The sequence below is a fragment of the Dryocola sp. LX212 genome (assembly GCA_041504365.1).
In the GTDB taxonomy this organism is placed as follows: domain Bacteria; phylum Pseudomonadota; class Gammaproteobacteria; order Enterobacterales; family Enterobacteriaceae; genus Dryocola.
The window spans coordinates 1,233,350-1,245,694 of record CP167917.1 but is presented as its reverse complement, the minus strand read 5'-3'; the positions used below and the strand labels follow the sequence as shown (position 1 = coordinate 1,245,694).

The following is a 12,345-nucleotide window of genomic DNA, read 5'->3' as shown; positions in this document are numbered from 1 at the left end:
TTACAATGCAACAACGTCAGTTAGGTAAAAGTGGTTTAGAAGTATCCGCACTGGGTCTTGGCTGCATGGGGCTAAGCTTTGGCTACGGTCCTGCGACCGAAAAAAAACAGGCGATTAACCTGATTCACGCAGCGGTAGACCAGGGCGTAACCTTCTTTGATACCGCAGAAGTTTATGGTCCGTTTACCAACGAATCTCTGCTTGGCGAGGCGCTGGCCTCGGTACGTGACAAAGTCGTCATCGCCACTAAGTTTGGTTTTGATCTACCGCAGCCGGACGGTGCACAAATCCTCAACAGCCGCCCGGAGCATATCCGCAAAGCGGTGGAAGGCTCACTCAGGCGCCTGAACATTGAGACTATCGACCTGCTTTACCAGCACCGCGTTGACCCAAACGTGCCGATTGAAGACGTTGCAGGAACGGTTAAACAGCTGATTGCGGAAGGTAAGGTCAAACATTTCGGCCTGTCAGAAGCTGGCGCGCAGACCCTCCGCCGTGCTCATGCGGTTCAGCCTGTTACCGCCCTGCAAAGCGAATATTCATTATGGTGGCGCGAGCCGGAAGCAGAAATCATTCCGACGCTGGAAGAGTTGGGTATCGGCTTCGTGCCTTTCAGCCCGTTAGGTAAAGGCTTCCTGACCGGCGCAATCAACGAAAGCACAACGTTCGACAGCTCGGATTTCCGCAATAAAGTCCCGCGCTTTAGCCCGGAAGCCCGCCGGGCAAACCAGACGCTGGTCGACGTGCTGGGCAATATTGCGAAAGAGAAAGGCAACACCCCGGCCCAAATCGCCCTGGCCTGGCTGCTGGCTCAGAAACCGTGGATCGTGCCTATTCCCGGCACAACCAAACTGCATCGCCTGGAAGAAAACCTGGGCGGCGCAGCGGTGCAGTTAACCGCGACGGAGCTGAAAAACATCGAGGCGGCGCTGGCAAATATTGAAGTTCAGGGTGCTCGTTATCCTGCTGAGCTACAGAGCCGCGTGGGGAAATAAACTTCTGAGAAAGTAGCAGGAAACTCTCCTGCTACTTGACCGGAGATGAGCAACGATAAGCCGTGTTATGAACAAACTTAAAACCAGGGAATCGTCGTACTGGCACTTAGCCCATAGCTGCTGAACAGCCCATGAACCGGCTCCGGCTGCAGTTCGCTGTGCTGGATAAACAGGCGGAAGTGCTGCCCGGTTGACAGACTTTTCATCTGCAAATAGGGCAACCCGGTAACCTGAGCCTGCGTCTGAAGCGCCCGAAGCTCCGCTTCTTCTTCTGTTAGCCAGCCCTTGCGAACTGAACGGCGTAACAGGCGTTCTACGTTGCTTTTCACCTGGACGCGGCTCACCGTGCGCCAGCCAGTTACCGCTGGCACGGGCTTTACCCCCGCAACCTGACAATAATCCTGCAACCCGTTATGCCAGCGCGTGGCGTCCAGTTCGGTCAGTGCCGCTTTTGTTCCATGCAGGCGAACCACCGAACCCGGCGTTTTTCCGGACTCGGGAAAACTGATGCCAATATCCCCCGCCTTGCGCGCCGCCAGCGCCAGATGCAGCTTCGAAAAAATTACGCCCATCAGCATCGGCTCCTTAAATTCCGGATGCGACAATAATCGAATCTCCAGATAGCTCTCCATCCCCAGCTCCCTACTCTGATTTTTCGCCAAAGACGCCGCCGCGAATCAAAACTGCCATCACATAATGCTGCTGTTCCGGTACAGGTTTATCGCCTTTCGTGACCCAGTTATCCAATAGGGTGTAGAAATCCATTTTCTCTTTGGGCTGGCGACAGGCGATGCCACGGCTGGTCACGGAACCGTATGGCTCTACGGCAATCGCACCCAGTGAATCCACCTGAGGGTGCCAGGTATCAATGGTGCGCAGCGCATTGCCAACCTTTTGCGAGTGCAGCGCCGCAACGTCGTTAACCTGATAAAGCACCTTACTTTTGCTGCTATTGCTGTCCAGCACCAGCTCCTGAGAAGGGAAGACCTCCTGTCCTTCGCCAAGACGGACATACGCTTCTACGTTCAGCAGGACAAAGGTGTCGCCCTTCAGCCCGTTTTCGATGACCGCTGCCAGCGCCTTTACTTCCTCCGCCTGCCCGTCGAAATCACGCAGTGGGTAATCATGAGCATTAAATTCCCAGGCTTTCTTATCGTGGGAAACGACCACCCTGATATGTTCAGCCCCGACGCGATTGCGCCACAGGAAGCGCCCGTTTGCCAGATTGGTGGCATAACGCCGTGCCAGCTCGTTAAATCCATATTCCTGAATGTATCCCTCAATAACACCATGCAAAGTGTCCTGATAAAGCTTGTCGTTGCAGACCGATGGCGTAGCCAGATTCCCGAGTACCCGCAGGGTAAACGTCATTTTTAATGTGTCGGCATCCGCAGGCAGCGCCGCAACGTCAACGCGTTGCAGGTTGGCTTTCTGGATCTCAGCATCCAGCTTTGCCGGATCGCTCACCAGCGCGTTCTTCAGACGGTTAGAGATAGTTCCGCGCACCGCTTTTTCCTGGATGCGAACAGGTGCCCACTCAGTTCCATCCCAGTTTCCAGCGAACATGACCGCATCTGAATTCGCCAGCTTGCGTTCAAAAGCGAGTACAGAGGCGGTTTTAATACCAGTCGTTTTAGCCATGATGTGATCCCTCAAAATGTATCGAAATAATCTACTTCTTCGTTTTCGTCTTCAGGCGTAGCCTGTCCACGGCAGTAGTAGCCGGTATCGGTGGTGCGATAACGCCAGAACAATTCGTCAGCCTGTTTAATGCGATGCGCGCCAACCCACTCGCCTACCCCGTAAACAGCTTCAGCAAAGCAGAACGGCGTCTCGCTATCGCGCGTGTTGATGACCTTCCCTGGGGCATAAAGCGGAGAAATACGCTGCCAGCCGATCATCAGCGGCACCAGATAACCCGGCCTTGGCTTTTTCTGCCAGGACCAGTCCACCTGCCCCGTGGAATGTTCACCCTCGGCTGCCGCCGCGAACTTCAGCGCCGCAAAGTCGAGCCAGGCATCCATCATTTCCGTTTGAGGGCTGTGCGCTTTAAGCGACTGATAATGCTCAGCAAGCCAGTCAGAACGATCCAGCAGCGCATAGCCGGGCATCAGGCCAAAGAGATGGGCTTTGAATTTATCGGGGCTACACACCCGAACCTTACGCAAGCGGGTAATGGATCCCCCGGCCAGCTTCTGTGTCTGACAAAGCATTTGCAGATGCGCCTGCAAATCACCAATGCCAATATCGCCGTTGGCGATTTCACCGTGGCACTCCATGACCAGAGAAACGGTCAGGTGCATTCGTCCTTCTTCATTAAACGACGCCGTTTTTCCTTCTCTGGTGAGGGGATTTCGGGTTAACGCAAACTGGTAATCTCGCCCGGAAGAGTAGGCATGAGCCTGATGGCGGTGGCAGATTACTCCGCAGCCTTCCAACCGCAGCCCATGGCTAAGCTGAAGTTTGCGCGACAGGGCGTGCGTATAGCCAAGGAAATGAGTGATTGAGGGAAAGCCCCACGTTAGCCCCGCGACGGCGTTAGCGTTTTCCACCTCCAGCCAGGGTAAGACAATGATATTACGCATGGCGATAGCTCCTGATGGCCTGTTCCATTTCGCGTAAGCGACGGCGGAACAAGGGTTTGCTTTGCCACTCCCGAAGCTCTGCTTTACCAACGTTTAATTCACCGCGTCGGAGATGACCGTTTAGCCACAGCGCAAAGTCTTCCGCTAATGCGGCCTGCCAGTCGTCTTTCTCACGCTCAAGACGAAACGCTTCATCGCTCTGCGCACGCCATGGGTCCAGCCATAATTGCTGCAAAGGTTTAAGCTGGCATTCGTCATCCTGTGTCCAGCAGGACCATTCATGGCGCTGAATTTCAGCCGCCTGGCTAAACAGCACATCGATGATTTCATCAACTAAGCGATCGCAGACGCGACGGATAGTATGGTTATTAGCTTCTTCAGATTTGCTAAGCAGGCTGATAAGGCGGCGGCGGATATCCCGCGTGGCAGATTCGAAGGGGCCCGGCCCAAAAAATGTTTTCCTGGCGTAAGGAGGGTTGTGCTGTGTTTTCCATGTCGGCGGCATCGACGACAGCAACCATGTGCGCCCGCCGCGCGTACTGTTTAAAGCAGAAATATTCTGGGGCTTGGTGCCACCGAAATTCATTGCCGCAGTTTTAGGGAAAATGACCAGCGGCTGCGGATACCATTGGCTTTCTTTACGTGCTTTCCAGGCCGCTTTACTCTCATCGCTAAAGCGCAGGGCCACCAGACGCTGATGCAGCGCATGGGCTAACGATGAGGAAAAAAGTGGATTCAGCAGGTGATAGCCGTCGGCAACGGGAAAATAGACCTGTTTGGCGAGCTTGTGGGAAGCCAGCTCTTTGGATTTGAGCGCTTCTGAAAAACCCGCGATCCAGTCGTTTAGCTGCCGGTCATTTTCGGCAAGCGGCACAAAAGGTTTGCGATCCTGCCGCTGTAAACAGGCCAGCAGAGAATCTCCCTCAACTTCGCTTTGCAGCAGTTTGGCAACGTCCAGGGCAGCCGCATTGCCAACCGCGTCGACGGCGGGTTTGCTAAGCGATGAGGTAGACAGGTAGCCTTCTGATACCGTCGCTTCGCTGAAAAAACTGCTGTTTTTGGCATCGCCATGCGTGAATTTCGCGGCATGCGTCACCAGATTAATTTGCCCGGCGCGACGTGCCGCATCCGTTAGCCAGGCCCGCGTTTCATATCGTTGCTCCAGCACCCGACGTTCCTGAAAAATTTCACTTTGCAGCGTAGCATCTGCGCCCTTAAGACGTTTTTCAGCCTCTTTATCGAATGCATCAAGCTTCGTTTGCCGTCGCCCTGCAATATAACTAACGATAAACTCCGTTAGTGCTTTGTGTGACATCCCTTCTCCTTAACTCTACTTAAAGTTCTCTGAATACTCCCAATAGCGGGTGCCATAGCCAGGATTCAGAGACGTTTTTATCCACCCGTAAATTCATTTCGCCGTACCTTTCACTAACCTGTGCCAGCGTTAACTCGCGCGCCTCTGCCAGAGCCGTCAGTACCGTTGCGTAATCCGTTTCTATCCATGCCTCCACACCTTCGGCCAGCGTCAGTTCCTGACGTTTAAAAATGCCGGGATCTTTCCAGCCTGCGAAACCCTCATCGCGCACCATAAAAGCTGGCTCATCGAACTCTTCCTCCATCCGCAGAAAATACTGGGTTTCCTGCTGTGAACGGCGAAACGGCGTACGCCTTTGCAGTTCGCCGCTCCAGTTAAGCGGCAGCCTCCACCAGTGCGCCGCCACCGGATCTTTGGTACTTTTCCCCAACAGCGCCTCCCACATTCGCCCATGCTCAAGGGCAATAAGGCTGTCGAACTTTGTGATAGCGGATTTTGGCGGCTGGTTGAGGATGCGGGGTATAGCGTTAATAAAGCGGTACTGCTCCTGCGGCAGCAAATCACGAAGATCATGGCTGTTTAAGGTGAACGCTGCGGTTTCAAAGCCCGGCTTACAGTAGGCGGGGTTTTGTTGCTTCAGGGCCCGGACGTTGCGCCCTAAAATGATCAGGTTGTCCTGCTGCGGCGGGCGCTGCCGGTGACGCTGAATACGCCCGGCAAACTGGATGATCGAACGCATTGAACTCGGCTCAACGATGCCCCAGTCCGCGTCCCAGTCCCGCCCCACTTCAATGACCGAGGTGCCCAGCACAACAAAGATATGATGCTGTGCCGCACTTTGCTCAACGGCATGGTGTATTTCCGGCTGCTGCCAGAGCTGGTCCTCGTGATGCCGGGTAAACGCACTATCAAGACGTTTTTCAATATAGGAACGCACCGCCAGAGGGTGCTGGCTGTGGTAAACGCAGTAGTGAATACAATAATCTTGCGGTGACGGCATACGCATTAACGCCTGCGCGGTCATAACCAACGGATCGATGTTTGCCATTCTCACCAGGCCCAGCGAGACGGTTTTGCCGTTTTCATGCTGCTGATGATGAGCAGTATGCAGTTTGATTATTGCGTCATGCAGGGTATCGGCAAGGGCATGGGTGACATCATCCGCCCGCGCGGAGGAAGGATTAATATCGACGAGGTCTGCCCGGCGCAGAACCGTCTTCTTCGCCAGCCGTTTTGCACGGCGCTCGGCAAATTCCGTATGGGCCCTGAGAAATTCAGCAGGTTGACCGTGACATCCGCTAACAGATTCATCTTCGTCGAACCAGGCGCAGCAGACATTCAGCCGCTCTCCCGGTTCGCTGCACGCCTGCTGCCATGCCTGACGTCCAGCGCAGTAAGCCGTAAAAAGCGCCAGCACAAGAGCGGGAGGAAGCGTGGCGGAAGAAAGCAGGACCCTGCCCCCCAACATACCCGCCCAGTTCACCAGACGGCAAAGCGCGTACTGGTCAGCAATATCAAAATCGTCCGGCTCATCCAGCACCAGATCGCTGGTCAGCAGGCGCAGCATGGGGGCGATCTGTTTCCCGCCACGTACGCCTTCGCAGGCCGGCATCAGATGATCAATCGTCGCGACCAGGACTGGTGCATTGATGAGGTTGCTTAATTTGCCATCGCTTTCAAAAAGGTGCCGCAAAGGTCCGTGGTTCGCCACGCCGTCATAATGAACGTACTGGTGCTGTTCAAACAGGCTCTCCGCCGACTTGCTGCTTTCATCATGTCCGTCCTCATACAGCTCGCGGACCGCGGATGAGCCAATCAACACCGCTAGATCGTCTTCCCCCAGCCCAAGCCGGGAGCGCAATGCTTCGCCCGTTTGCAGCGTAAGGGTGCGCAGCCCCAGCGCAACCGTAAAACGGCAGCCCTTCTCCTCCTGTGACAGTGCATACATAATGCGGGCGTTGGCAAACGTTTTACCGCAGCCCGTCGACGCCATATTAATGCCAAAAAAGCCCTGCTTACGGGATTCATCCCGCATGCTTTCTGCCACATCCCATGCCCGGTTCTGCCAGCTAAAACGCCCCTTTTCCGCACGCTGCCGAAACCCTTTATGCCGGGTGATGGCCGGCAAATGGTCCCGCAACGCAGGGAGCATTCGCCCCAGCAGTAACGCATGGTGGCTGACGCCAACGTTGTGTTCGTCCAGCTTCTGCTTCAGCTGCTTTGTCTGACGATCGGTGTTCGCCCAGGCGCGGTAAGCCTCATCCTGCCAGGCCGTCGTTGGGCTCTGGGTCGAGTAATGATGATCGGCAAGCATCAGCGACAGCCTTGCCAGGTGCGCGGTAAAACTATTCTCCAGCGAACCAAACTCCTGCAATGACGTCGCCCGCAATGCCCGCTTTGCTATCTGCTGAGCTTTGCCGCGCCAGGTATGGCTGCGCAAAGGTGTGCCGTGTGGAAATGACCAGACGCTCTGAAAATCCCCGGCCTGCCAGGCGTCGTGCAGATGGTTAAGAGAGTTCCAGTACGCGTTGAGCTGGCGGGTTAACCACTGACTGTCAGGCGAGAGCGATGGGGGATTATCGCCATTATAGTGTGGCAGCCGGTGATGGGAGACAATGAGCCAGGCAACAACCAGTGCCAGCGGCGGCAAAGACTCGAAAGGGCTGCTGCTCCAGGTGGCTGAGTCTTTCTTAATTGCAAGACTGATAGTCTGTTCATCTTCGGCCGTCAGCGTCCCGAGCCGGGCTAACCACTGCGCGTCAGTTTGTGAGCCAACAAATGCCTGAAACCACCGTACCGAAATCCATTCGTGGCGAAAGGGCTGGAAGCGCATCTTACTTTTGCCCTTAAGTCCCGCCTGGAACAGCCCGCCAGCTTTGCCAAAATCGTGAAACAGTCCGGCAATCGCCGCCAGCAGCGCAATACTTTCTGAGCTACGCCAGCTGGATTCATGCTGATTACGCAGGATGTCGCGGGTGGTTCGGTTTGTCGGCACGGACCCCGTAACGCTGAACTTTCTGGCGTTGCCAACAATCCACAGTAAATCCGTTTGGCCGCTTTTTTTAATCCAGTGGCACGCTATTGCCGTATTGCGCCGTGCTGTTTTTCTGAGCAACCTGCGTAGCGTGTCCAGACCTTCCAGCGTGATGGCGGTTTGCCAGGCAGCATCGCCCGTACGTTCTGCAAACTGATCGAGTATCTGGCAGCTTTGCTGCCTGGCTTTTTTACTGCACTGGGAGATGAGTAAAATGTTCATATGCCAGGCCGCCCGAGGCTTTCAGCCGTGGTCTGGAGGGAAGTAATTAATAAATCGAGCGCTTCCGACTGTTGAAAACCAGTAATGCACCGCTGGCGAAAAGCCTGCTCATCTTCCCCCTCCATGGCGGCAATAAACGCCTGTGGCAGCACCAGCGCGTCCTTTATCAGGTCTGCCAGATCAAAGACCAGGCCGCCCCGCCTCGTTTTACCGTGCAGCACCGCAAGTCCCTGCGGGATGCCCGTTACCCATGTGGCGACCGCAGCCAGGCCATAAGCCAGATAATTACCGTGATCTAAAAAACGATTTGCACAGTCCGTTCCGCCACCTCGTTTGGCACGAGTAAAATCGCCATACTGAACGGCATTGCTGGCAAATTTATAAAGCGTTTTGGTTAAGTGCGCTTCCTGAAGCATAAGTTCATTCTGTGAAGCCGCTGAAGAGACGCCTGAGCGAAACCGATGAAGAGTGTCCAGAAGATGCTCTGTATTAATTTGAAATCTTTTCTCGCGCTTCATGCGGCTATTAAGCCAGCTTCCTTCAATTTGTGCGATACGAATAATTTGAAATTGTTTTGCGGCTGCGAGACGTTTTTCTTCATCAAACCAAAAGGAAACCCAATTTTGCAGATACTGGGTTGGGCGATATTCGCTTTGCGGGTTTAGCCAGGAAACGGCAATTTCAGCTTCATTACCAGCATATAAAGGTGTCCCGCCACCACCACAAAAGCCGACCATAACACCCGCCCGGGCAAATTCACGCATTGCGGCCTGGGTGACCGACGTTCCCGTGCCGAGCATGACCACGGTGGTATTCGCGATGGGAATATTCCAGTAAAGCGATTCTTTCCCTTCGTCGGTGACATATTCAACTCGTCCCCCGTTAACCAGCACCCGACAATATTGCAAATAGTAAATATTTGCTCTTTTTGAGTGCAAAATTGTTTTGAGATCGGAAGGTGCAAGCATGATTGAATATTCCTAACAGTCATTACCGCAAGTAAAAATATATTAACCAACGGCTGGTCATTTATGACCAACAAATTAATATCCCTATCAATTAAATTACAATTAAAAAAATGTATTGTTTTAATTCAGGTCAATAAAAACTTTGTTCAGAAACCAGTATCAGCGTTCGGTATGGGAATCGCTGTTTCAGAGCTGCCTGTACGGGAGATGGAAACTACATTGTATGAGATCGTTGAATCGCGGCAGAAATGAAGCGGCGATCTGATCTAATGCTCGCTAAAATTCTATGATGTAGCGCTCAATACATATTCATAGTATTTATATACAGAATGGTTATCGGGTCATCCGCTCAGATCCCCCGGTGCGCTTGTGCTGACCAAACCCATCGTTTGAACTGCAAAGCTCATTATCAATAAACGCATTACACGCTGTGTAAATATTCCTCGGCATGGCCCACCAACTCCCGAAACCGCGCTTGAGGTTCCGGATAACCACATATCACTGATTTGAATTGAATATCACCAAATACCTTGTTGAATCACCAAATATAGTTATAATTATTGCAAGATTCGACGAGAGGGAGGCAAAGTGCCGAAAGTTGAATGGAGTAACAAGGCAAGAAAACAGCTCTCCCGCATAGACAGCCGCTACCGTGAAGTGATTTACGACAAGACTAGCGCGTTAGAAGACTTCCCCGATGTGCAGCTTGACGTAAAGAAGCTACAAGCCAGTAAAGGAAAAGAGTATCGGGTGAGGGTGGGAGTTTATCGGGTGCTATTTACGGTGATAGATGGCAAGCAACCATAATCCAGATTGATGAGATAGCGCGCAGACAGTCAAACACGTACTAAGGGCGGCGGGGAAACCAGCCCGAACCAGTGAGAAAGCCCGACTTTCTCCAATATTTACGAGACCCGAGAGAATGAGAAATATACAATTTTTGACCGATGAAAACGGCACGCGACAATCCGCCGTTATCCCTATCGAGCTGTTTAATAAGTTGGTAGACGCCGCAGGCCTGGACGAATTTTACGAGCCTGTTCCATACGCTCCAGGCGCTAATGATGACGAGACGCTCCCGCATGAGGTTGTTGGTATTCAAATTAAAAAGGGCGTGACTTTACAGGCCGCCTGGCGACTGTATCGCGGTCTATCTCAAGAGGCCGTAGCGGAGGCGCTCGGCATAACTCAAGCGGGCGTAGCAAACATGGAGAAGCGTGCGAAGCCACAACGCGCCACTCTGGACAAGCTCGCAAAACTGTATGATTGTCGCGCTACCCAACTTATTGACGACTGATACAACAAAGCCCACGAAGCGGGCTTTTGTGCAACTACAGGTTAAGCGTGCGTGTCTGTAGCCACCAGCATGCTGAGATTTTCTAAGCTGCCTGTACGGCAGTGAACAAATTCAGTCGGATGTGAACAAGGCGGCAAACTTTCTAAGCTGCCTGTACGGCAGTGAACTACGAGAGTGAAAGCATTGGGCTTAAATCCGATTTCTAAGCTGCCTGTACGGCAGTGAACGCCAGCAAATACTGGCCCCGCGCTGAACGTCTTTTCTAAGCTGCCTGTACGGCAGTGAACGAACTAATGCGGAGGGAGGCGAACTATAGAATTTTCTAAGCTGCCTGTACGGCAGTGAACGTCACATTTACTGGTAGCGATAATTACTGGCTTTTCTAAGCTGCCTGTACGGCAGTGAACTTAGTTCCGGGCTGGGTGTTAGCGCCATCGTGATTTCTAAGCTGCCTGTACGGCAGTGAACGTACATCTGACCGCCAAGATAGTATTTATTACTTTCTAAGCTGCCTGTACGGCAGTGAACGCCCCGTCTGCTGACATGCTGACCCCGCTCTGCCTGTACGGCAGTGAACGCCGTGTACCGCGCCAGCGGTATCTGATTACATTTCTAAGCTGCCTGTACGGCAGTGAACCGGCGTAGCTGCCACCAACGTCCTCGCTTGAATTTCTAAGCTGCCTGTACGGCAGTGAACACGTGGTTAAGGCTACTCTGAACGGCATTGCATTTCTAAGCTGCCTGTACGGCAGTGAACGGGCTCGTCGTTGTGTTGAGGCTGCAGTTTATTTTCTAAGCTGCCTGTACGGCAGTGAACCTGGGCAAGATTTCCATAGCCGATTTACTCGCTTTCTAAGCTGCCTGTACGGCAGTGAACTTGTGACAGCTCACCATTAAATTGCGGGGTGACTTTCTAAGCTGCCTGTACGGCAGTGAACGAAGCGATGACCGATACCTACAACCGTATCGATTTCTAAGCTGCCTGTACGGCAGTGAACGAGGGGCTGGGCGTTGACGGTGTGCCAACACATTTCTAAGCTGCCTGTACGGCAGTGAACAATCAACGGCACTACTGACGCCCAGGCAAACTTTTCTAAGCTGCCTGTACGGCAGTGAACACCGTCAATCATTAACCCCACAGCACCAAGCTTTTCTAAGCTGCCTGTACGGCAGTGAACTACCCTACGGAAAAGAAAAAATAGTTGAATCTTTTCTAAGCTGCCTGTACGGCAGTGAACATGATCATTATTGGCCCACTCTTGCTCATCTCTTTCTAAGCTGCCTGTACGGCAGTGAACATGATCATTATTGGCCCACTCTTGCTCATCTCTTTCTAAGCTGCCTGTACGGCAGTGAACGGAATGATATTGCTCATCGTATTTCCTTTTGGTTTCTAAGCTGCCTGTACGGCAGTGAACACGGGAGCGGGCTTACTGTTTGTACCGTTGTCTTTCTAAGCTGCCTGTACGGCAGTGAACTGGATAAGTTAGTCGATATTCTTCGTCAGGAGTTTCTAAGCTGCCTGTACGGCAGTGAACCTGGATTCCTCCATGTATCCAATTTCACCAATTTTCTAAGCTGCCTGTACGGCAGTGAACCCCGCCTCGATAAACTCCAGCTGCTTGCCGTATTTCTAAGCTGCCTGTACGGCAGTGAACCCGACTATCGCTGCTTATGCGGAGGAGGCTCATTTCTAAGCTGCCTGTACGGCAGTGAACGACAGTACATATAATCAGATGTTAGATAACGATTTCTAAGCTGCCTGTACGGCAGTGAACGGTTCCCGTTTTCAGCGTCCTCATTACCACTTTTTCTAAGCTGCCTGTACGGCAGTGAACCTAACTTTAAATTATCAAAAATAGGGACAATATTTCTAAGCTGCCTGTACGGCAGTGAACGTTATTCGCAGGATGCCTATACAAGACTTGG

Annotated in this window: 9 protein-coding genes and 1 CRISPR repeat array (1 of these 10 running past the window's edge); of the genes, 3 read left to right on the top strand and 6 right to left on the bottom strand. The window is 52.8% G+C overall.

Features of this window, described 5'->3' with window-relative positions; genetic code table 11:
* The first annotated feature begins 5 nt into the window (after positions 1–5).
* The gene (locus ACA108_05905; GenBank protein XEX97059.1) at positions 6–995 is read left to right on the top strand and encodes an aldo/keto reductase; all 990 of its coding nucleotides are present in this window, start codon (positions 6–8) and stop codon (positions 993–995) included.
* A 77-nt stretch (positions 996–1,072) separates the two neighbouring features.
* Here ACA108_05905 and cas6f read toward each other — a convergent pair whose 3' ends face one another.
* From cas6f to cas1f, 6 genes are read right to left on the bottom strand one after another with little or no spacing between them, the layout of a single operon-like run.
* A complete protein-coding gene (gene cas6f / locus ACA108_05900) occupies positions 1,073–1,627 on the bottom strand; it encodes a type I-F CRISPR-associated endoribonuclease Cas6/Csy4 (protein ID XEX97058.1) in 555 nt (184 codons plus the stop codon).
* 10 nt (positions 1,628–1,637) lie between these two features.
* Complete coding sequence (csy3, locus tag ACA108_05895) at positions 1,638–2,636, bottom strand: type I-F CRISPR-associated protein Csy3 (GenBank protein XEX97057.1); 999 nt, start codon at positions 2,634–2,636, stop codon at positions 1,638–1,640.
* Positions 2,637–2,647: 11 nt separating this feature from the next.
* On the bottom strand, positions 2,648–3,580 hold the full coding sequence (gene csy2 / locus ACA108_05890; protein XEX97056.1) for a type I-F CRISPR-associated protein Csy2: 933 nt from the start codon (positions 3,578–3,580) through the stop codon (positions 2,648–2,650).
* Complete coding sequence (csy1, locus tag ACA108_05885) at positions 3,573–4,895, bottom strand: type I-F CRISPR-associated protein Csy1 (GenBank protein ID XEX97055.1); 1,323 nt, start codon at positions 4,893–4,895, stop codon at positions 3,573–3,575. Before csy1 ends, csy2 begins: the two co-directional genes overlap by 8 nt.
* A 19-nt stretch (positions 4,896–4,914) precedes the next feature.
* A complete protein-coding gene (cas3f, locus tag ACA108_05880) occupies positions 4,915–8,151 on the bottom strand; it encodes a type I-F CRISPR-associated helicase Cas3f (protein ID XEX97054.1) in 3,237 nt (1,078 codons plus the stop codon).
* Entirely contained in the window at positions 8,148–9,119 is a 972-nt protein-coding gene (gene cas1f / locus ACA108_05875; protein ID XEX97053.1) for a type I-F CRISPR-associated endonuclease Cas1f, read from the bottom strand. The genes cas3f and cas1f overlap by 4 nt, the downstream gene beginning before the upstream one ends.
* Positions 9,120–9,707: 588 nt before the next feature.
* On the opposite strand from cas1f, the gene ACA108_05870 reads away from it, so the two are divergent.
* Together ACA108_05870 and ACA108_05865 are read left to right on the top strand one after the other, a co-directional pair.
* The gene (locus tag ACA108_05870; protein ID XEX97052.1) at positions 9,708–9,926 is read left to right on the top strand and encodes a type II toxin-antitoxin system RelE/ParE family toxin; all 219 of its coding nucleotides are present in this window, start codon (positions 9,708–9,710) and stop codon (positions 9,924–9,926) included.
* A gap of 115 nt (positions 9,927–10,041) precedes the next feature.
* Complete coding sequence (locus ACA108_05865; GenBank protein XEX97051.1) at positions 10,042–10,416, top strand: helix-turn-helix domain-containing protein; 375 nt, start codon at positions 10,042–10,044, stop codon at positions 10,414–10,416.
* Positions 10,417–10,495: 79 nt separating this feature from the next.
* Positions 10,496–12,345: direct repeats of the CRISPR family, unit length 28 nt; unit sequence TTTCTAAGCTGCCTGTACGGCAGTGAAC; it runs 1,049 nt beyond the window's last position.

Excerpts from the sequence above, each read along its gene's own strand:
- ACA108_05905 (XEX97059.1), top strand. The coding sequence starts at position 6 with ATGCAACAACGTCAGTTAGGTAAAAGTGGTTTAGAAGTATCCGCACTG.
- cas6f (XEX97058.1), bottom strand. The coding sequence starts at position 1,627 with ATGGAGAGCTATCTGGAGATTCGATTATTGTCGCATCCGGAATTTAAG.
- csy3 (XEX97057.1), bottom strand. The coding sequence starts at position 2,636 with ATGGCTAAAACGACTGGTATTAAAACCGCCTCTGTACTCGCTTTTGAA.
- csy2 (XEX97056.1), bottom strand. The coding sequence starts at position 3,580 with ATGCGTAATATCATTGTCTTACCCTGGCTGGAGGTGGAAAACGCTAAC.
- csy1 (XEX97055.1), bottom strand. The coding sequence starts at position 4,895 with ATGTCACACAAAGCACTAACGGAGTTTATCGTTAGTTATATTGCAGGG.
- cas3f (XEX97054.1), bottom strand. The coding sequence starts at position 8,151 with ATGAACATTTTACTCATCTCCCAGTGCAGTAAAAAAGCCAGGCAGCAA.
- cas1f (XEX97053.1), bottom strand. The coding sequence starts at position 9,119 with ATGCTTGCACCTTCCGATCTCAAAACAATTTTGCACTCAAAAAGAGCA.
- ACA108_05865 (XEX97051.1), top strand. The coding sequence starts at position 10,042 with ATGAGAAATATACAATTTTTGACCGATGAAAACGGCACGCGACAATCC.